This is a genomic window from Halalkalibacter flavus (assembly GCF_036663575.1).
In the GTDB taxonomy this organism is placed as follows: Bacteria; Bacillota; Bacilli; order Bacillales; family Bacillaceae_D; genus Halalkalibacter; species Halalkalibacter flavus.
In genome coordinates this window covers 116,763-137,698 of record NZ_JAWRVK010000007.1, presented here as the reverse complement: position 1 = coordinate 137,698, position 20,936 = coordinate 116,763, and the positions used below count along the sequence as shown (strand labels likewise).

Genomic DNA, 20,936 nt, shown 5'->3' with positions numbered 1-20,936 from the left:
TTGTTATGAAAAAAATGGTTAAAACAATGTCAGCAATGTTAATTGGAACGTCACTGCTCGTTGCATGTAGCGGCAATTCTGAAAAAACATGGTCTGAGGATTATGAGCTATCAGATATCTCATTTCCATTAGAAGAAGAAGTATCATTAAAATTTTTAACAGAAAGCTCACCGTTAGCACCTGAGGATCCAAATGATAAATTAATTTTTCAGCGCCTTGAAGAAGAAACAGGGGTTCATATTGAGTGGAGAAACTTTACAGGAGCACAATTTGGTGAAAGAAGAAATTTAGCGATGTCTAGTGGTGAAATGCCGGATGCAATACTTAATGCAGGCTATAGTGATTATGAATTATTAAATTTAGCAAAAGACGAAGCCATTATTCCTCTTAACGATTTAATTGATAATTATATGCCTAATTTACAAGCGGTGTTAGAGGAAGCACCACAGTATCGAGCAATGATGACGGCTCCAGACGGAAACATTTATGCTTTCCCTTGGATTGAAGAGCTCGGAGAAGGAAAAGAAAGTATTCACTCCGTTGATAATTTCCCATGGATTAATGTGAAATGGTTAAATGAATTAGGATTAGATATGCCAACGACAACTGATGAATTAAAAGAAGTACTAATTGCATTTAGAGATCATGATCCAGCTGGCGACGGACAAACGATTCCGATGTCCTTTATCATTAATGATGGTGGACAAGATCCAGGATTCTTGTTTGGTTCCTTTGGTCTAGGTGATAACTGGGATCGTACTGTTGTAACAAATGATGGTGAAGTGAAACTAACGGCAGCAGACGAAGGGTATAAAGAAGCAATTAAATTCATGAATGAATTATATGAAGAGGATTTACTGGATATTGAAGGTTTCGAACAAGATTGGCCGAGATATGTTGCTAAAGGACAAGAAGGACGTTATGGGTTGTACTTCACTTGGGATAAAGGAAATATTTCAGGTATGAACGATGATTATGATTTAATGGCTCCACTAGCAGGTCCTGATGGTCACATAAATGTAACAAGAACAAATGGAATGGGCTTTGACCGTTCAAGAATGGTTATTACAAGTGCAAATCAAAATCTTGAATTAACAGCCAAATGGATTGATCAACTGTATGATCCGACTCAATCAGTACAAAACAACTGGGGCACGTATGGGGATGACTCGCAACAAAATATTTTCGAGTTTGATGAAAACGCTCAAATGTTAAAGCACCTTCCGTTAGATGGTACCGCACCTGTTGAATTGAGAGAGAGAACATCTATTGGCGGCCCTTTAGCAATACTAGATAGCTATTATGGAACGGTAACAACGAAACCAGACGATGCTGCATGGAGACTAGGTCTAATGGAAGAAGTGATGGTTCCACACATGCAAGCAGAAAATATTTATCCTAGAGTCTTTCATAGTAGAGAGGAACTAGATCGACTTTCGACAATTGAAGCAGATTTAATGCCTTTCGTTAATAGAAAACGAGCAGAGTGGATCACAAATGGGAAAGTGGAAGAAGAATGGGAAGGTTATTTAGTCGAATTAGATCGTCTTAATTTCCAAGAATGGTTAGAAATTAAACAAGCAGGATATGATCGCGCAGCAGAATAAAATGACGGAGGTTATAAAATTGACAGTAAATTCCCTAGCAACATACAGACCAAAATTACACTTTGCTCCTAAAGAGAATTGGATGAATGATCCTAATGGTATGGTGTATTTCCAAGGAGAATACCATCTATTCTTTCAATATCATCCGGATGGAACGACATGGGGGCCTATGCATTGGGGTCATGCGGTTAGTAAGGACATGATTACTTGGGAGGAGCTAGATATTGCATTATATCCAGATGAACATGGAACGATTTTCTCTGGTAGTGCTGTAGTAGATTGGAATAATACTTCTGGTTTTTTTCCAGAAGAGCCAGGGTTAGTCGCAATTTTCACGCATCATTTAGATGGCATAGAAGAAAAGCCGCCAGTTCAAACACAAAGTTTAGCTTTCAGTCACGACAAAGGAAGAACTTGGACAAAGTACGAAGGGAATCCAGTTCTTGGTCATGACACGAAAGTAGACTTTAGAGATCCGAAAGTGTTCTGGTATAAGGAAACAAAAAAATGGATTATGTCATTAGCAACAGGTCAAACGATCACATTTTATTCGTCACCAAACTTAATAGATTGGAAATTTGAAAGTGAATTTGGAGAGGGGATTGGTTCTCATGATGGCGTGTGGGAATGCCCGGATCTATTTACATTAAAGATTGAAGACAGTGAGGAAGAGAAATGGGTTTTGATTGTGAGTATTGGAGACAATCCTGAATTTGACAGGGGGTCCTTTACACAATATTTCACTGGCTCCTTTGATGGTTCCACCTTTACAGCGGACCATGAATCAATCAAATTACTAGACTTTGGAAAAGACAATTATGCAGGAGTTAGCTTCTCTGATATTCCAGATGAGGATGGAAGACGCATTTATCTTGGCTGGATGAGTAATTGGAGATATGCCAACCAAGTTCCAACAGAGGGATGGCGCAGTCAGATGACGTTACCAAGGGAGCTTGCCGTTCGTAAAGTTGGAGAAGGCTATAAAGTTATTCAAAGATTGGTAGGAGAACTCAATTCTTATTTCTCTGAAAAGGTTGACATTGACGAGTGTATCGTAGAACGAACAAAAACAGTAAAAGTTGAAGAATCGTATGTTGATTTGACTTTAAATCTTGAGAGAGTGGATGCAGAACAATTTGGCATCACTGTGCATCATACAAAAGAGCAATATACGACGATTACATTTGATTCAGTAAAGAACGTATTGGTGTTAGACCGTAAAAAGTCTGGACAAATTGATTTTTCGGATATGTTCTTACTCGATCAAGAGGTGAAGCTTGAGAATACTGACAATGTTCAACTCCGTTTAGTTGTTGACTCTTCATCTTTAGAATTACTAGTTAATGATGGGGAGTATTCTCTAACAAGTTTAGTGTATCCGGATAAAGCTTGTGAAGCGATCTCGATTCATACGTTTAATGGAACGATTAAAGCTGCTGGTTACGTCTCAATCCCTTGTAATTAAATAGAGAAAAAATGTAAGACATCAGGGAGGAAACGGTTATAGGAGGGTGAGTTATCCTCTCTATGTTTCCTCCTTTTTCTATCACATTAACTAAAACAGAGGTGAACAGGAATGAATTCAAACTCATCCGTCATTTGTATAGGAGAGTTATTAATAGATTTTTTCTGTACAGATATTGGAATGGATTTAGTCGGTGGACAGAATTTTGAGAAACAGGCAGGTGGTGCCCCGGCTAATGTATGCGCGACGATTGTCAAACTTGGCGGTACGGCAATGTTTAGTGGGAAAGTTGGGAATGATCCGTTTGGTCACTTTTTAAAAAAGACACTAGATGACGTAAAGGTAGATACATCAATGCTTTTATTAGATGATGAAAATCCTACAACGTTAGCATTTGTCTCTTTAAAGGAGAATGGAGAAAGAGATTTTGTTTTTAATCGAGGGGCTGATGCCTTTTTATCTGAAGAAGAGCTAGATCAAGACAAACTAAAAGAAGCGAGCATTTTGCACTTTGGCTCAGCGACAGCTCTATTAGAAGACCCTTTTCGTTCTACTTATTTGAACTCGATCCAATCGGCTAAAAAAGAAGGGCAGTTTATCTCATTTGACCCTAATTATCGCTCAGACCTCTGGAAAGGAAGAGAATCCATTTTTGTGGATCTCGTTAAGCAAGGAATCGCCCTAGCTGATTTTGTCAAAGTCAGTGATGAAGAACTAAGTATCATTTCTGGTGCTGACGAGTTAACAAAAGGTGTTCAAGTTCTCCAACAACTAGGAGCATGCTTAGTTGCTGTGACATTAGGGAAAAACGGAACACTGATTTCGAATGGAGAAAAGCAAGAGATCATTCCTAGTATAAAAGTTACTTCGATAGATTCTACAGGTGCAGGCGACGCCTTTGTCGGTGCTATGCTTTATCAATTAGCTAAGGAAGAAGAACCAAAGAAAACAATAGGGGACTTTGACCAAATCAAAAAGATCACGACTCTTAGTAATAAGGTAGGAGCAGTTGTTTGTACGAGAGTAGGAGCCATATTTGCGATACCAACAAATGAAGAGTTTTTTCAAAAAGGGTGACTCTCCCTTTTTGAAAAACCTCGCAAAAGGAGACAGTATTGGTGTTACATCATGTACTAGATGAAGTCTTAATTGAAGCATACAACAAAGCCGTTGAAAATGGTCTGGATGAAGAGTTTATAGAAATATTGGAGATGGAGTTAGCAAAGAGGGGGGCTTTCTTTCAGCCTCTTAATAATTAGTAGATAGGGTTAAAGCCCGAAAGTTGAGGAGGTTGTCATTTTTTATGAAGAAAAGATACGTACTAGTTGTTGTTACGGCACTGATTATGATTGTAGGGTATGTTAGTGAAACGAGGTCAGATGTTGCCTCGTTCGCTGCTGTTACTGGTGATTATTACACAGAAAAATACCGTCCGCAATATCACTTTTCAACTCCACAGGGGCGACTTGCTGATCCAAATGGACTCATTTATTTCGAAGGAGAATATCACTTATTCCACCAGAAAATGGGAACTTGGGCACATGCTGTCAGTAAGGATATGCTTCATTGGGAGCACCTCCCCATTGCGTTAGAGCATGATGAACTGGGCCAGGCTTTATCAGGAACTTCAGTCATCGATTGGAACGATACGACTGGCTTTTTTGATGGAGAAGCAGGTATGGTAGCTATTTATACAAGTACAGAGGGAGGCGAATCTCAAGGGATTGCTTATAGCAAAGACAATGGACGAACGTGGGAGCGCTATGAAGGAAATCCAGTCATTGAAAATCCGGGAATAAAAGATTTCCGTGATCCGAAAGTATTTTGGCATGAAGAAACGGAAAAATGGGTGATGGCTGTCACTACAGATAAAAGTGTTACATTTTATAACTCTCCTAACTTAATTGATTGGCAGTACCAAAGTAAATTTGGTGTAGATGAACAAGGCAATGAGCACGGTACTCATGTTGCTGTATGGGAAACGCCGGATTTATTCCGTTTACCGGTCGATGGGAATGAAGAAAAGCAAAAATGGGTGCTTACAGTAAGTGTTGGAGACAATCATGTCACGGACGGGTCGACCAATCAATATTTTATTGGAGAATTTGATGGATATACATTCACAAATGATAACCGACCTGAAGAGGTACTAATTACAGATTTTGGTCAAGATTTTTATGCAGCTCAGTCATTTAACGAACTTGCAGAGGGGGACGATCGACGTATTTGGTTGGCGTGGATGGCTAATTGGCGTTACCCTTATCAGTCGCCGACCTATCCTTGGATGGGTTCGATGTCGATTCCACGTGAAGTAACTTTAAGAACAGTTGAGGACGGTAGCATTCGCTTATTCCAAGAGCCGATTAGGGAATTAAAGGACATTCGTGCAACCGAACATTCGATAGACTCTTTTACTTTAGAGGGGGAACAGGTAATAGAAGACTTTTCTGGAGTATCCTACGAGTTTGAAGCAGTTATCGAATGGGAAGAAGTTGAACAATTTGGGATACGCCTCCGACAATCTGCTGAGGAAGAAACGGTCGTTGGTGTTGATCTGAATTCAGAAACTATTTTCCTAGATCGAACGAATGCAGGACTTGATTGGTTAATTGATAGAAATGGTGAACTATTCCAATTTGGAAAACGGTTTGAAGCAGACTTTCTGGCGGAGAGAGAACAGATTAAAATTCGCGGTTTGGTGGATGAATCTTCAGTGGAACTCTTTATCGATGACGGAGAAATAGTTTTCACAAATCTGATTTATACAAAACCGACCAATAGTGGTATTGAGTTGTATGCAGAAGGTGGTAGTGTTGAGGTCGTCTCACTCGATTTCTTCCATTTACATTCGACGTGGCGTGAGGCTCCGGCCGAAGGGGAAATTGAACGAATTGTGGTCAGTGAAGAGTATTTGAATGTAAATATTGGCGAGTCAAAAGAGATTATTGCAAACGTTAAGCCAGATTGGTTAGGTGAAATCGAACCACTTGAGTGGGAAGTAAGTGAGCCAGGAATGGTCGAAATGAACAAAATCGATGATAAAACTGTATTGATCACCGGTGTTGAGCCAGGATTAACAAACCTAACGATACGTGATCCGAATGGAGATAATTCAAAAGAAATGATTATTCGGATTTCAGATGGCAGCAATTCAGCTTATATAGATGGTTGGGGACCTTCTCCTCTATCTGGGGAGCAGTCGGGTCATTGGAACATTATTAATGAATCAAGTGTGACGAGTCGCCTTGAACATAGCTATGAATGGGCCAAATTGTATAGAGAAGAACTTATGACTGGTGACTTCCTCGTTTCTGCTGATATCGAATGGGTCAATCAAGGAGCAGAGGGCTTCCCAAAATACGGACTTACGATTACGGACGAAGAAAAGACAACGGTGTCTGCCTTTTTTAACAAAGATATCAATATGTTAGAAACGTATGCAGAATTTCGTGGTGAAGCGATTGGCTGGGAAGGAGTCAGATTACCACAAGACACAAATCTTCAAGAGGCACAAGCATTAAAAGTCGAGAAATTGGGGGATACGTTTACCTTCTATTTTAATGATAAAGAAATGTATGAAAGAACAGTAAAGATGGTAGGGAACATCAGTGTAGGGATAATAAGTGAAAATACGGAGGCCGATTTTACAAATTACGTCATACAGAGTACTACTTCAGAAATTTACTGTCTTCAGGATGTAATTGAAATGGTTAAAACAGCTGATATTACTCCAGTTGGAATCAAGCAGTCTTCTTTGTCTCATTTAGAAAACGCTCAAAAACATTTTGAGCGCGCACAACAGCTTTATGATGACGGAAAAACAAATCAGGCAACAATGCAAGAAGAAAAAGGCTATAAAAGCGTCCAAAATTTTCTGGAATACATTCAGCAAAGAATTGAAAGGCAAATTGCTGAAGAGGTAAAAGAAGAGTTGGTCAGAATGGCGAATTATATTATCGAACACAAGACGGAGTCATTGAATAAATGACAGTTAAAAGGATGATCAATACACTAAATAGATAATAGAAAAAAACGTTTTTTTCAGATTTTGAGAGACATATTTTTTTACGGGTAGAAAAAAGAAGTACAGGATAAGAGCTGACACAATCAGAAAGAGAAACATCGAAAAAATAATAGATACAATCCATTTGAATGGTTTTCTAACTCAGGGTCGTATAGTATTGTATTTTTAATATGTACTTGGGCCACTACATGCTGAGTCTTAAATCATTTGAAACTAAACGAACGTTGAAAGGAAGGGAGATAGATGAAAAAAGGGCGTCCAGATACACCAGCTTATCCTGTTGTAAGTGATGCCATTAAAACATTATTTGAAGAAGTTGGCATAGGGGGGAAAGATGTAGAGGCTTCGGCTAAGGAAGCAGTTGAGAAAATAAATACAAGGTTAGAAAGAAATAAGGCAGCCATAAGGAATTCCTCTAGTTACGCAACTAGGGGATATTTTTAAGGCTTACGTGGTGCTGTGAGCTTAAAGAAAGGGTTTTTCCTCTTAATTATAATCGATTTTAACTCCCGAATATTTTAAATGTTTACATCTAAAGAAATTGAACTCTCCGCTCTAGCATTTTTGTTAAAGTGAAAAACAAGACTAGAATAGAACTTAAGCGTTATCTTTTCTAAAAATTAATTAACAGGTAAAGGTGTTTATGGTTATATTTTTTCCTTATTAATGAAACAGCATTGCCTAGAAATATGAAATGACGGGGTATCAAATGGTAAAAAGGTTATTTGTTCTGCCTCTAGTTATCGTTGCGTTGTCTTTTATTTTTAAATCAATTGATGAAAAACCTACAGTAGTCGTTGTATTAAAAGATTTAGATTCGGAATATTGGAGGATTGTTGAAGCGGGTTTGAGAAAAGGATTTGAGGATTTTGATATAGAGGGTGAAATTATTGCTCCCACTAACTTATCATTTTTAGAGCAGGTTGATATGTTAGAGCGTGTTCTAATAGAAAAACCTGATATCTTAATAATCTCCCCTATGTATCCAAATTATAGTATTCCTACTTTAGAACGGTTTATTGAAAGGGAAATTCCTGTTTTTTTATTAGATACCGATCATCAATGGGAGAATAAAACAACCTATATCGGTACGGATAATGATGCTTTAGGTAGAAGAGCAGGAGCGTTACTCGGTTCACAGTTGCAGCCTGGAAATGAAGTAGCATTAATAGGAGTAGATTTATATAGTCCAGTTGCATCTGAACGGATGCAGGGAGCTACTTTAAGTTTAGAGGATGCAGGAATTGAAATTGTTGCGAAAAAAGTAAATGTATATTCTGAACCATTGAAAATCAAAGAAGAGATTGAAAAAATTATAGAAACTCATCCTAAAGTGAAAGGGATTATCGCTACCAATGACACACTGTCATTAATTGCTTTTGAGGTGATGGAAGCGTATGGGCTGAACATGCCAATTATAGGAACAGATGGAACGAACGATATGATTGAATTGATAGAAGAAGGAGAGCTACCTGGGACCGTAGCACAGAATCCTTATGATATGGGCTATTTAAGCGTTGAAACCGTAAAGAAAGTGATAAATGGTGAAAATGTTGACAAACATATTGATAGTGGAGTCGACATCATCATTAAAGGCAATGCGAAACAAAGGTTAGAGTTCCAGAAAAGAATGTTGAAATGATAGAGGCTAGTGAAAAATGTTAGTTTTCACCTTTCTCACTAGTCTCTCTTGTTAAGAGGGATCTCTTTTGTGATGACCTAGAGCTTGAATTTAACTGCAAAAAGAAGTCAGTTCAAATTCTAAAAGAAAAGTAGTTTCCAAAAGGCAGTCAATAGTAGCAGGGGCTTCTAAATCAGTTATTCGAAAATTGGAATAATTTGGTGAGGAAAGAGTATATTTGAAAGTCGAAGGATAGATTTTATTTATACTATTAGACAATGGCTACAACAACTACTTCTCTAAAGAATATGATTTCGATTTGATTAGGGAATGATCGTTTATTAACTTAACGTATTTCAATGTTAAAGCGCATCCATGAATTTGCTTCAATTTGTACGTCACACTATTCATTGTTTATGAATTCATTCCAACTTATTGATGAAAAATCATCACGATATATTAACTATGGTTGTTGTAAATGGATGGAGGTATAAAAGGATGCAAAGCTTGCGATGGATCTGGGGATATATTAAAAGATTCCGAGGGAAATATGCAATTGGACTTTTACTTGCGTTGTTTGTTTCTGGTTTAAATATGCTGAACCCTTATTTTGCGGGTCAAATTGTTGATGAGGTGATATTTGGACAGAGAGAAAGCTTGTTATGGCCATTATTAGGGTTGATGATTGGTGTCATGTTTTTCAAATCGGTGATCCGTTATGGGTATCAATTGATGTTTGAGAGTCTCTCGCAAAGTGTCATTTTCAAGATAAGAGAGCAGCTGTATGATAGGCTGCATCAGTTAGATTTCCGTTTTTATGATAAGACGAAAACAGGGGATATTATGGCTCGGATGACAGGGGATATGGAAGCGGTACGGCACTTTACCGCATGGTCAATTTACATGATCTTTGAAAATAGTACGATTCTCCTTTTTGCGATCGCATTTATGTTTTATATTCATCCTCCTTTAACGATCACGCTGTTAACGGTTACGCCGATCATTGGATTTGTTGCGTACAAATTATCCTACGATGTAAAACCGACATTTTCAGCGATTCGAGGACAGTTTGCAAGATTAAACTCGGTTGTACAGGAAAATATTAGTGGAAACCGGGTCGTCAAAGCGTTTGCCAAGGAAAAGTATGAGATTGATAAATTTTCTGTGGAAAATGAGGCATTTAAGGAGAAAAACCTTCAATCTGCGAAAGTATGGGAAAAGTATTTGCCGGTTTTGGATTCACTTGCCGGGTTGCTTATGGTTCTGATGATATTAGTTGGTGGAATTATGGTGATTGGCGGTTCGCTTTCCTTTGGTGAGTTCGTTATCTTCAACTCCCTTATCTGGGCCTTGAACAATCCGATGAGAATGGCTGGTTGGTTAATTAATGATGTCCAAAGATTTATTGCTTCCGCCGAGAAAATTGAAGACTTGCTAAACACAGAGCCGACCATTACCAGTCCTGTTCAGTCCAAAAAAGGAAGTGATTCGACTGGTGTAGTCGAATTTAGTCATGTTAGCTTTAGCTACGGTGAGGAGGAGGAGGTGTTAAAAGACATTAGTTTTCGTGCAAATCCCGGACAAACGATCGCGTTGATTGGGCCGTCGGGAGCTGGTAAAACGACAGTCATCAACCTTCTTTGCAGGTATTATGATGCTGATAGCGGAGAAGTGCGAGTTGGTAAACAGAACATAAAGAAGTGGGATATTCGGAGTTTACGGGAAAACACAGCAGTGGTCATGCAGGATACTTTCCTTTTTTCAGACACGATCGAAGGAAACATTGCTTATGGAGTTCCTGATGCTTCGCTTGAGTCAATTCAAGCAGCGGCTAAGATGGCAGAGGCTCATGACTTCATCACGCAATTGCCTGAGGGCTACGACACGATTGTTGGAGAAAGAGGAGTAGGCCTTTCCGGAGGGCAAAAACAAAGGATTGCTCTAGCACGAGCGTTGCTGAAAAATCCGTCTATTCTCATTCTTGATGATACAACATCGAGTGTGGATATGGAAACGGAACTTCGTATTCAAAAGACGTTGAAAACCTTTAGTCAGGGCAAAACATGCTTCATGATTGCCCATCGAATTTCTTCAGTAAAAGAAGCCGATCTCATTCTCGTTATGAAAAAAGGCAGGATTATTGAAAGAGGAACACATGAAAGATTGCTTGCTAACAAAGGGTACTATTATACCCTTTGTAAAAACCAATATGGAAATGTTGATGAAAAGCATCATCGTAAGGAAGTGATCGGATATGGCACGCAATAAATTTGATGTCGATGAAGAATTAGAGTCACCTTTCCGACTCGTTCATTTTAAACGATTGTTAGGTTATGTAAAGCCATACAAAAAACTAATGGCTCTGACGGTTTTCTTGATGCTCGTTGCAAGCTTGGCTAATTTATTTGGTCCATATTTGATTAAACAAGCGATTGATGAAGAGATTCCAAGTGGCAATACAGGAGGAATTGTCATGTTGGCAGGCATTTATTTAATCGCTGTCATTGTCACTGGGGTTTGTATGAAATACAGGATTCGCATTATGGCCCGGATTGGTCAGAGTGTGATCCAACATATTCGCAAGGACTTGTTTATCCACTTACAAAAGCTTTCCTTTTCTTATTATGACAACCGGCCTCATGGCAAGATTTTAGCTCGAGTTGTGAATTATGTTAATTCATTGAGTGATTTGCTGTCAAATGGGATTATTAATCTCATTACAGATCTTTTCAGTATTGCGGTCATTGTCGGTTTCATGCTCTACATTGATGTGCAGCTAACAATTCTGACATTAGCTGGGCTTCCTGTTCTAGCAACCATTGTATTTATTTTGAAAAATGCGCAACGAAGGGGTTGGCAGAGACTGAGCAACAAGCAATCAAACTTAAATGCGTATATTCACGAAAGCATTAATGGGATCAAAATTACGCAGTCATTTGCGAGAGAAGAAGAAAACAAGAAAATTTTTAGGGATGTCTCTAATAGCTACCGAAGCTCATGGATGAAGGCGGTGAGAATTCAATTTCTTTTATCGCCGTCGATTGATAATATCTCTGTTCTTACCGTATCGTTTATTTATGTGGTTGGGATCGCTTCAATTGGAGATGGTGGAGTGACAGCAGGAGCGTTGATTGCATTTACTGGGTACATTTGGATGTTTTGGGCACCGTTAGCGAATGTTGGGAATTTCTATAATGCAATTATTACTGCAATGGCTTACTTGGAACGAATCTTTGAAACCATTGATGAAAAACCAACTGTAAAAAGTGATCCTCATGCTGCTATGCTTCCGCCGATTAAAGGAAAAGTAGAGTTTGACCAGGTGGTCTTTGGATATGAAACAGAAGAACGAATTCTCGATCACATCAATTTCAAGGTGAATCCAGGAGATACGATTGCGCTTGTTGGTGCAACCGGTTCGGGGAAAACAACGATTGTCAATTTAATTAGCCGCTTTTATGACGTGAAAAGCGGACAAATCAAAATTGACGGGACCGATATTAAAACGGTTACGCTTGCCTCATTGAGAGAGCAAATGGGAATTATGCTTCAGGATCCATTTATTTTTTCTGGTACGATCATGGATAACATTCGTTATGGTCGACTCGGTGCAACGGATGAAGAAGTGATTCGGGCAGCTAGGGCTGTGCAGGCCCATGACTTTATCGATGGTTTAGAGGATGGGTATTTTACAGAAGTAAATGAAAGAGGCACAAGGCTTTCTTCTGGGCAAAGGCAGCTGATCTCCTTTGCAAGAGCATTACTCGCTGACCCGAAAATTTTGATTTTGGATGAAGCAACATCAAGCATCGATACGGAAACGGAGCTTGCCTTACAAAAAGGATTGGAGACGTTGCTTTCTGGAAGAACATCCTTTATTATTGCACACCGTCTTTCTACTATTAAGAACGCTACCAAAATTTTGTATATTGAAAATGGTAGAATTATTGAAAAGGGGACTCATAATGAATTAATGGAAAAGAAGGGTCAATATTGGAAACTGTCTAATTACCAAGGTCATTCTATAGAAGCCGGGTAAGTGTTCGATTTATGGAAAGAGAGAAGACTTTGACATTTTAAGAAGTTAATTGATATGGAAAGGTAAATCTCTACTTATTTTAGGGTGATGAATCTAATGAACATCTGGATCGGAAAAATTAAAGGACATAATGCAGATGGGGAATATATTGGAACGTATCGAGCTGTCATTTCAAAAGAGGGTCATTTCCTGTTCAAAATGACCCTTCATTTTGATGGAACTAACAACTCTAGTAAAAAACCTTATAAAAAAGTAGAATTCATTAGTTCGAATGTTAATGTATTGAAGAGAAAGTTCAGGATGTCTTTGCCTACAAAAGAAAAAGAGAAAATACTTTGGATAAAAAAACTGAATGAAATATCCCGTAGTGAAGGCAACAAGAACGGTCGCCATTCCAATCGCGCCAACGAATAAAAATGCAAGAGTGAGTGATTTTACGTATGAATAGCACGAATCCGTACAGTGAAAGAAGGAACCGCCATTACATAGGTGGTTCCTTCTTTTTCACCGTCTACTTATCATTATTTATTTAATAGATGTCTTGTTCTCAAGTTATCGATCGGAATCTCCTCTAATTCCAAGACAGAGTCACTCTCGGTGGACTGTTCTTCCATCTCCTCAGCTTTCAAGCCAATCATGATCTCTTTGTCAATCCACTGAATCGAGTCGATCGATTCAGGTGAGATAGCTACTTTTCTACCAGGTAACCAATTGCCTGTATCAACAATTAAGTAATGTATGACCCATGAGTTATCGTCAATGACAAAGTCGATGACACGTCCAAACTCTTCATAGTCCATTCCAACCACGTTATATCCAAACATTTGACCTGATAGTTCGTTGACACTTCTTACATAGGAATGATGATCATCCAGTTGAGTATCGTAGTGCTCCTCTTCCTTATTAGATAAGATCGGGATATTGCCAGGTCCCCATAGACCTTCTCCAATCCAATAAGGTGTCCAGCCAAAGTAGCGATGAAGCTCTATCTCCTGCAGACGAGTGATCGGCTGGTGTTCTCCTTCTCCTACAGAAGGGCTGTTTTTAATTTGATCTGTTGATGCGAATATCGAAATTCTACTGTTAACTAACGCAACATTATCGAAGGAGACGGGCGATACTAACACTTTTTTCCCTGGCAGCCATTTTCGTGTATCGATAACTAAGTAGCGTACCGTCCACTTTTCACTATCAAAGTATAAGTCTTTTATTTTTCCTAATTCTCCGTCTGTAGCTTGTACGATACAAGATTGAATGGAACTAGCTTTGTAAAGCATGATGAACTCCTCCTTTTTAGTTGGTGTATTTGTTAGATAACCATTTTTCGGATGGGATAAACATATATTGCAAGAAAAGGGGGAATATACTTATTGCTAGACTTTTTTTGTGGTGTCAATCCTTGTCACCACTATTGAAAAAAATTTTAAAGAAACTTCGTTGATCCGATAGACAAACTAAGTTAATGGTGATACAATAACTTTGTAAACGGAAATATTCAAATTAATGTAAGGTTTACTAGACTAAGGATTTAATACATAAGAATCGGTCTATTAAAAATTGTCTTCAATATGAAAGCGCTAACAATCAGGGTTTAAAGGAGACTGCTATCAATTGCTGCATCGTTAAGGTGAATGGCGGGTTGTCTCAAAGCAGGTTATTCATTGGTGTTAGTTAGCCTTGCTAATTAATATAAAAAACAGAAAAAACAGGAGGTCGATTGTTTTGTTTAAAAGGGATGCTTACGTTGCTTCAACCTTAGCTTTATCGCTTGGCCTTATTGCTTGTTCATCTTCTAATGAATCAGGAGGGTCTGAAACTACTACTGATAGTTAAGAATTATCTTTAATATGAAAGCGCTAACAATTAAGTCTAAAGGAGACTGCTATCAATTGCTGCATCGTTAAGGTGAATGGCGGGTTGTCTCAAAGCAAAGTTATTCATTGGTGTTAGTTAGCCTTGCTAATTAATATAAAAAAACAGAAAAAACAGGAGGTCGATTGTGTTGTTTAAAAGGATTGCTTACGTTGCTTCAACCTTAGCTTTATCGCTTGGCCTTATTGCTTGTTCATCTTCTAATGAATCAGGGGGAACGGAATCTACTACTGATAGTTCAAACGCTTCTTCTGGTGAAAACGTCGAATTGACGATGTGGGCATTCCCTGGTATGGGTTTAGATGAACAAATTAAAAAATACCAAGAGGAAAATCCAAATGTAACGATTAAATTACAAGAAACTCCTTACGGTGACCATCACCAAAATCTAGTAACAGCTCTAGCATCAGGTTCTGGAGCTCCAGATGTAGCGGTAATTGAGTCAGAATATATTGAAAGGTTAAAAGAGAATCAAAATCAGTTTCATAACTTAAAAGATTATGGTGCAGATGACATTGCAGGTGATTACCTAGAGTGGAGATGGAGAGAAGCATCTTCTATTGATGGATCATTTGTACTAGGTATCCCAACAGATGTAGGTCCAATGGCAATGGCTTATCGTGTTGATATTTTTGAAGAGACAGGACTTCCAACTGATCCAGATGAAGTAAGTGAAGCTCTTGGCACATGGGAAGAGTATATTGAAGCTGGACGTCAAATTAAAGAAGCGACTGGTGGATATATGTTTAACTTCGCTTCTGATATGTTCCGCGTTGTGCGTGATCAAGGTCAAGAGCAGTACTTTGATATGGAAGGGAACTTTATCCTTGAAGAATCAGAACAAATCAAAAGAGCATGGGATTTAGCAGTAGAAGCACAAGATATTTCTGCAAATATCGAACGCGAATCTACAGAGTGGGGTGCAGCGGTAGCACGCGGCGACTTTGCTACAGTATTCCTGCCTCCTTGGATGTTACAACAAATTAAAGATAATGCACCTGAAACAGAAGGTTTATGGAATGTTACACAAATTCCTGAAGCATCAGGTAACTGGGGTGGATCACTATTATCGATACCAGCTCAAAGCAAGAATGCTGAATCGGCATATGAATTCATTGCGTGGTTAAATGCACCACAACAACAACTAGAAATCTTTAAAGAAAGAGGGAACTTCCCATCAACGCCAAGTGTTTATGACAATGAGGAATTACAATCTTTCTCTGATCCATTCTTCACTCGTGACGACTTAGGAAGCATGTTAGCAGAAGCTGCCGGGCGTGTTGAATACGTGTACAGATCTCCTGAAACAAGAGCCCTCAATATAATCATGCGTGATGCTGTAGCATCCATTGAAGATGGAACAGCAACAGCTGAGCAAGCATGGAATACAGCTGTAGAAGAAGCAAAGAGACAAATATCTCGTTAATGAAATTGTTCTAAATAGTAAATATAAGAAGCTGAGTTTACACAGCTTCTTATATTTTTAAAGGAATTTTGTCTAAAAAGGGAGGTTTTTGCTGTGGCGACAAAGAGTGCATTAGAAACAAGTACTACTAAACCGGTATCCGTTACGAAAAAGAAAAACCCTAAACTTTTTGATCAGCTCGCTGGGTATGCGTTTATATCACCTTTTTTTATCATATTTGCTATATTTGGTGTCTATCCTCTTTTTTTTACCGCGTATCTTTCTCTACATAGATGGGATATTTTAGGTGAGAAGGTATTTATAGGTTTTGATAACTATATCGCTTTGTTCACGAATGATCCGTTGTTCTGGAAAGCGGTTGGAAATACATTCAGCATTTGGTTTATTTCAACGGTACCTCAGCTTATGCTTGCATTAGTGTTAGCCTTTTTATTAAATCAAGCGTTTTTAAAAGGAAAAGGACTATTTCGATTGGCAGTCTTTATGCCGAATATTACGTCTGTTGTAGCCGTTGCCATTATCTTCTCCGCGATGTTTGGAACGAATTATGGTGTCATCAACTATGTCGTGACTCTTTTCGGATTCGATCCAATCAATTGGAGCGGCTCTTATCTTGGAACACATGTTGCCATTTCTGCAATGGTTATGTGGCGTTGGGTAGGGTATAACACCATTATTTATCTTGCTGGTTTACAAGGGATTTCAAAAGATATGTATGAAGCGGCAACGATCGATGGAGCTAACAAAACACAGCAATTTTTCTTTATTACGATCCCACTAATGAAACCGATTATTTTATTTACAGTGATCTTATCAACAATCGGGGGAATGCAAATCTTCGCAGAGCCTTTCCTATTTGGACGCGGTGCAAGTAACCAAGGCTTAACGATGACTCTATACCTCTATGAAGAAGCGTTTACTCGTTTTGCATTTGGATATGCATCAGCGATTGCATGGGTGTTATTCTTAATCATTATCATCTTCTCACTCATTAATCTGTTTATCACTCAACGGATTAAATCTTAGTCATTAGGGAGGGACAAACAATGAACGAAGCAGGACAAAGAAAGTTACCTAAAATAGCCCTTTATCTTTTTTTAGGTTTTACATCGATTTTGTCAGTATTTCCGTTTTACTGGATGTTTGTAATCGGATCGAATACGAATTCGGAAGTAAATAAAATTCCTCCAGTGCTACTTCCTGGGGAGCAATTTATGACAAATGTGGCGAAAGTCTTTGAGCGGATCGACTTTTTCGGAGCGCTTTGGAATTCGTTTGTGATTTCAACCGCCATTACATTTTTTGTACTATTCTTTAGTTCATTAGCAGGGTATGCTTTTGCCAAAATAGAGTTTAAAGGAAAGAAGTTCTTTTTTATCTTTTTGCTGGCAACGATGATGGTTCCGCCGCAATTAGGTTTGATCCCATCGTTTATGATTATTAGTTCATTAGGATGGGTCGATACGCTACAAGCTGTAATCGTACCAGGTATGGTAAGTGCCTTTGGCGTATTTTTCATGAGACAGTATGTTGCGACATCGATACCGAACGATTTAATTGAAGCGGCAAAAATAGATGGTTGTAACCACTTACGAATCTATTGGAATATAATTGTACCTGCAATCAAGCCGGCATTTGCTACGCTAGGCATTATTACGTATATGAATGCATGGAACGACTTCTTATGGCCATTAATTGTTTTAAAAGACTCCAGCGTTCATACCATTCAAATCGCGTTACGAACATTAAACGATGCCTATACGACCGACTATCCAATGGTATTAGCAGGGACGTTTTTAGCAACGATTCCAATATTGATTGTCTTCTTAATTTTTAACAGACAATTTATTGCAGGGATTACAGAGGGTGCTGTTAAAAGTTAAGTGAAATGTAAAGATAGAAAGGGGATACTAGATAGAATAAAGAACCTAGCATCTTCCTTTCCTTTCCCTGCGATGGGCTATGTAAGGGATTGTTCCTTACGTTTAGGTATCCGTTTTTAATAGTTGAGAGGGGAATTTTCAATGTTTAAATTTACGACTTATGTTGAATGGCTGTGGGAAGTAATCAAGCTCCATATTTTATGGATTGGCTATTTGTTTAGAGGAGCGGTTGTACTTGGCTTCTTTCCTGCGACAACAGCCGTCTATGCGGTCGCTCGCTACTGGTTGAAACATGGAGATACGGAAAGGGTAAGCGTCTTATTTAAAAAGTTTTATAAAGAAAACTTTAAAACATCTAATTATCTAGGCTGGATCGTCTTGTTTGCGAGTTTCATTGTTTGTTTGAATTGGTTTTACATCCCGTATGTGGAGCAAATGCTGCTTAAATTCGTGATGTATGGGATTGTTATTACCTTTACCTTCTTGTTAATCCTAACAAGTTTGTATGTATTCCCTGTGATCGCAAACTATCAGCTTCAGCTCGTTCATTACGTCATTATTGGAGTAAAGATTGGTCTTTCCTATTTCCCATATACCATTTTACAAGTCGTGCTGATAACAGGTTTAACGATGATGTATGTCAGGTTTCCACAGTTGACGCTCATCTTTGGAATTGTCCCTATTACATTCGTCCAAATGTATATATGCAACCATGTGTTTAGAAAGTTGAATCATGAGCAGATAAGTACGACGTAATAAAGAGAGGTAAGAGCTCCAGCGGTAATTCTCTGGGGGGAATCCATATAGGTGGAGAAGCTGGATTCTTTACATCTTGTGTTTAATAAGCTAGTATTGACACGCCTCTCACGTTTTGAGAGGCGTATTTTTTTTAGATCTAAGTTTAACGAAAAACAGAGTAAACTCATTCTTGAACAACACCTGACGAGTATTATAGAATAAGAATTCAAATTTTGGATAAAAAAACTGAATGAAATATCCCGTAGTGAAGGCCACAAGAACGGTCGCCATTCCAATCGCGCCATCAAAGAAAAATGCAAGAGTGAGTGCAAAACTTTCTGCAATTAATTTTGCGATTCTTAAACTAAAACCGAACCTTTCATGGATAACCTGCATCAGACGATCCATTGGGTTTGCAGGAAATTTTGCCTGCAGGTAAATTGAAACCCCTATCCCTAAAATCATAATACCTGTCAACACGACCATAATTTGAACAATGAGATTTTGAGGAGCAAAGTTTTTTAGACCGATTAACAGCCAAAAATCGATCAGAGATCCGGTCAGAAATATCGTTAATACAGAAAGTATTTCTGGTTTTTTCTTTAATATTAAGGAATTAATTAATATGACCAAAACTCCATTAATCACCGCGCATGTACCTATGGTTAAATTCCATAATTGTGATTGCCCAATGGCAAGAGCTTCCCAAGGTGATGCCCCTAAACTCGCTTTTATAATTAACGAACATCCTAAGGTTAAAATAAATTGACCTATAAAAAAGAACATGATCCTTCTTAACAACATGGTAATCCCCTCTAATCTTCTAGTAATTTTATATGAAACATCTTGCTCTTCTTTCCGGCTGTTTGATTACTCCTAAAAACATTTATACCTTCTTCAGGATGAACGAAGTGATTGATTTAATCAGTTTAATCCCCATTAGAACGGTAGTTGAGGAGGTAGGTTAGTCGCTTTAAACTGAAATAATCATAAAAGGATTGAAGGAACAAAACAATTAAACATCTTGTTATTATGATTAAAATTGTTCCATATCTTGCTTTATTTTATAGAAAGGGTTTTCATAAAAAATGATAGAATAGAGAGAGACTTGGAATGAAAGAGGGGATTTACATGGAAAATAAAATGATTACTCACCCCCCTATCCTGGCATATATCGGGAAAATAAGTGATAAACCTAATTGGAGTTTCCCAAGCCATAAGCATGATGATCTTAGTGAAATCATCTATATATTTGGTGGAGAAGGAGAGTTCCGGATAGACGGGCAGCCATTTACTGCCAAAAAAGGGGATATGCTGATTTATAACAAAGGGGTACTTCATGAAGAAAGATCTTCAGCTGTGCACCCTTTAAAGGCTTTTTATTGTGGTGTTTCAAATTTAAAAATAGAAGGTTTTCCCGACGGTTTTGTTCTTCCAACCGGAGTGTCCCCGCATATTGAAAGAAACAAATACTCAGATAAGGTAGAGACCCTGTTTTCGATGATATTTGAAGAATCAACGATTCAGGCCCAAGGACACAAAACGATCAGCGAAAACTTTTTAACTTCGATCATTCTTCTCATTCAAAGAATGGTTCAGCTGGATAACATTAATCCTACAAAAAGTGATACGGTCGTACTTGCGCTGCAAATTAAAGAATATTTGGATAAGAATTATCATAAACATTTGACCTTGAATGAAATAGCACGCGAATTTCATATGAACCCATATTATCTATCGCATGTATTTAATGACATGTACAACGATTCGCCTATTAACTATTTGATTTCTCGAAGGATGGGAGAAGGGAAAAGACTATTAATTAACACCAATATGAAAGTACGGGAGATCGCTAGTCTGCTAGGCTATGAAAACCCAAACTATTTTACAAGAATCTTCACAAAAACAATGGGTGAATCCCCTCTTCAGTTTAAAAGAAGTGAAACAAAAGAACGTTTGGATATGAATGGAAAAACATAATAGGGAATGGTTGGATTTTATTTGATCACAAATTGGATTAATAATATAAATATCTTTTGAAGGAACAGGCTTAGGCTTGTTCCGTTTTTTTTCTATAAGTCAAACAAATTTTTTAAAAAAGAAGTGCAGAGACTTCAGAGGCACTGTCAAAGACTTAACTATATTTTAATTGACGGAAAAGGGTTTTCATATTAATATTATCAAAAATAACCAAGAGTTAATCAACATATCACTAAAATTCAATCATGGTTTTGTGATAAATTACTACAGTATACTTTTTT

17 protein-coding genes are annotated in these 20,936 nt (G+C 38.1%); 15 read left to right on the top strand and 2 right to left on the bottom strand.

Translation table 11 applies throughout. From position 1 onward, the window contains the following. Positions 1-5 precede the first annotated feature (5 nt). The 10 genes from SAY88_RS06980 to SAY88_RS06935 all read left to right on the top strand — a co-directional run bounded on the left by SAY88_RS06980 (position 6) and on the right by SAY88_RS06935 (position 13,170). A complete protein-coding gene (locus SAY88_RS06980; protein ID WP_332630482.1) occupies positions 6-1,607 on the top strand; it encodes an extracellular solute-binding protein in 1,602 nt (533 codons plus the stop codon). Positions 1,608-1,626: 19 nt separating this feature from the next. Then, a complete protein-coding gene (locus tag SAY88_RS06975) occupies positions 1,627-3,072 on the top strand; it encodes a glycoside hydrolase family 32 protein (RefSeq protein ID WP_332630481.1) in 1,446 nt (481 codons plus the stop codon). Between the two features lie 111 nt (positions 3,073-3,183). Beyond that, positions 3,184-4,149 carry a carbohydrate kinase family protein gene (locus tag SAY88_RS06970; RefSeq protein ID WP_332630480.1) on the top strand — a complete coding sequence of 322 codons (966 nt, stop codon included), beginning with the start codon at positions 3,184-3,186 and terminating at the stop codon, positions 4,147-4,149. A gap of 41 nt (positions 4,150-4,190) precedes the next feature. Beyond that, entirely contained in the window at positions 4,191-4,331 is a 141-nt protein-coding gene (gene sda / locus SAY88_RS06965) for a sporulation histidine kinase inhibitor Sda (RefSeq protein WP_332630479.1), read from the top strand. Positions 4,332-4,375: 44 nt separating this feature from the next. Next, positions 4,376-7,060, top strand: coding sequence for a GH32 C-terminal domain-containing protein (locus SAY88_RS06960; protein ID WP_332630477.1), 2,685 nt, complete (start codon positions 4,376-4,378; stop codon positions 7,058-7,060). A gap of 279 nt (positions 7,061-7,339) precedes the next feature. Further along, positions 7,340-7,540 carry a hypothetical protein gene (locus SAY88_RS06955; protein WP_332630476.1) on the top strand — a complete coding sequence of 67 codons (201 nt, stop codon included), beginning with the start codon at positions 7,340-7,342 and terminating at the stop codon, positions 7,538-7,540. A 265-nt stretch (positions 7,541-7,805) separates the two neighbouring features. Continuing rightward, the gene (locus SAY88_RS06950; protein WP_332630475.1) at positions 7,806-8,738 is read left to right on the top strand and encodes a sugar ABC transporter substrate-binding protein; all 933 of its coding nucleotides are present in this window, start codon (positions 7,806-7,808) and stop codon (positions 8,736-8,738) included. A 477-nt stretch (positions 8,739-9,215) separates the two neighbouring features. Next, a complete protein-coding gene (locus tag SAY88_RS06945) occupies positions 9,216-10,985 on the top strand; it encodes an ABC transporter ATP-binding protein (protein WP_332630473.1) in 1,770 nt (589 codons plus the stop codon). Continuing rightward, positions 10,972-12,756, top strand: coding sequence for an ABC transporter ATP-binding protein (locus SAY88_RS06940; RefSeq protein WP_332630472.1), 1,785 nt, complete (start codon positions 10,972-10,974; stop codon positions 12,754-12,756). Before SAY88_RS06945 ends, SAY88_RS06940 begins: the two co-directional genes overlap by 14 nt. A 96-nt stretch (positions 12,757-12,852) precedes the next feature. Then, a complete protein-coding gene (locus SAY88_RS06935) occupies positions 12,853-13,170 on the top strand; it encodes a hypothetical protein (RefSeq protein WP_332630471.1) in 318 nt (105 codons plus the stop codon). 107 nt (positions 13,171-13,277) lie between these two features. Here the strand turns inward: SAY88_RS06935 and SAY88_RS06930 are convergent, their stop codons facing one another. Next, entirely contained in the window at positions 13,278-14,033 is a 756-nt protein-coding gene (locus SAY88_RS06930; protein WP_332630470.1) for a PRC-barrel domain-containing protein, read from the bottom strand. A 725-nt stretch (positions 14,034-14,758) separates the two neighbouring features. Here SAY88_RS06930 and SAY88_RS06925 point away from each other — a divergent pair. The 4 genes from SAY88_RS06925 (at position 14,759) to SAY88_RS06910 (ending at position 18,693) form a co-directional block, all read left to right on the top strand. Beyond that, the gene (locus SAY88_RS06925) at positions 14,759-16,054 is read left to right on the top strand and encodes an ABC transporter substrate-binding protein (protein ID WP_332630469.1); all 1,296 of its coding nucleotides are present in this window, start codon (positions 14,759-14,761) and stop codon (positions 16,052-16,054) included. A gap of 93 nt (positions 16,055-16,147) precedes the next feature. Beyond that, complete coding sequence (locus SAY88_RS06920; protein ID WP_332630467.1) at positions 16,148-17,080, top strand: carbohydrate ABC transporter permease; 933 nt, start codon at positions 16,148-16,150, stop codon at positions 17,078-17,080. Between the two features lie 20 nt (positions 17,081-17,100). After that, positions 17,101-17,937 (top strand): carbohydrate ABC transporter permease, encoded by an 837-nt coding sequence (locus SAY88_RS06915; protein WP_332630466.1) that lies wholly within the window; start codon positions 17,101-17,103, stop codon positions 17,935-17,937. A 141-nt stretch (positions 17,938-18,078) separates the two neighbouring features. Continuing rightward, the gene (locus SAY88_RS06910) at positions 18,079-18,693 is read left to right on the top strand and encodes a YesL family protein (protein WP_332630464.1); all 615 of its coding nucleotides are present in this window, start codon (positions 18,079-18,081) and stop codon (positions 18,691-18,693) included. Positions 18,694-18,801: 108 nt separating this feature from the next. Here the strand turns inward: SAY88_RS06910 and SAY88_RS06905 are convergent, their stop codons facing one another. After that, on the bottom strand, positions 18,802-19,479 hold the full coding sequence (locus SAY88_RS06905; RefSeq protein ID WP_332630463.1) for a YczE/YyaS/YitT family protein: 678 nt from the start codon (positions 19,477-19,479) through the stop codon (positions 18,802-18,804). 327 nt (positions 19,480-19,806) lie between these two features. Between SAY88_RS06905 and SAY88_RS06900 the strand changes: the two genes are divergently transcribed. After that, positions 19,807-20,655, top strand: a complete 849-nt coding sequence (locus tag SAY88_RS06900) for an AraC family transcriptional regulator (RefSeq protein ID WP_332630462.1) — start codon at positions 19,807-19,809, stop codon at positions 20,653-20,655. Positions 20,656-20,936 lie beyond the last annotated feature (281 nt).

Excerpts from the sequence above, each read along its gene's own strand:
- SAY88_RS06980 (WP_332630482.1), top strand. The coding sequence starts at position 6 with ATGAAAAAAATGGTTAAAACAATGTCAGCAATGTTAATTGGAACGTCA.
- SAY88_RS06970 (WP_332630480.1), top strand. The coding sequence starts at position 3,184 with ATGAATTCAAACTCATCCGTCATTTGTATAGGAGAGTTATTAATAGAT.
- SAY88_RS06960 (WP_332630477.1), top strand. The coding sequence starts at position 4,376 with ATGAAGAAAAGATACGTACTAGTTGTTGTTACGGCACTGATTATGATT.
- SAY88_RS06955 (WP_332630476.1), top strand. The coding sequence starts at position 7,340 with ATGAAAAAAGGGCGTCCAGATACACCAGCTTATCCTGTTGTAAGTGAT.
- SAY88_RS06950 (WP_332630475.1), top strand. The coding sequence starts at position 7,806 with ATGGTAAAAAGGTTATTTGTTCTGCCTCTAGTTATCGTTGCGTTGTCT.
- SAY88_RS06945 (WP_332630473.1), top strand. The coding sequence starts at position 9,216 with ATGCAAAGCTTGCGATGGATCTGGGGATATATTAAAAGATTCCGAGGG.
- SAY88_RS06940 (WP_332630472.1), top strand. The coding sequence starts at position 10,972 with ATGGCACGCAATAAATTTGATGTCGATGAAGAATTAGAGTCACCTTTC.
- SAY88_RS06935 (WP_332630471.1), top strand. The coding sequence starts at position 12,853 with ATGAACATCTGGATCGGAAAAATTAAAGGACATAATGCAGATGGGGAA.
- SAY88_RS06930 (WP_332630470.1), bottom strand. The coding sequence starts at position 14,033 with ATGCTTTACAAAGCTAGTTCCATTCAATCTTGTATCGTACAAGCTACA.
- SAY88_RS06915 (WP_332630466.1), top strand. The coding sequence starts at position 17,101 with ATGAACGAAGCAGGACAAAGAAAGTTACCTAAAATAGCCCTTTATCTT.
- SAY88_RS06910 (WP_332630464.1), top strand. The coding sequence starts at position 18,079 with ATGTTTAAATTTACGACTTATGTTGAATGGCTGTGGGAAGTAATCAAG.
- SAY88_RS06905 (WP_332630463.1), bottom strand. The coding sequence starts at position 19,479 with ATGTTGTTAAGAAGGATCATGTTCTTTTTTATAGGTCAATTTATTTTA.
- SAY88_RS06900 (WP_332630462.1), top strand. The coding sequence starts at position 19,807 with ATGGAAAATAAAATGATTACTCACCCCCCTATCCTGGCATATATCGGG.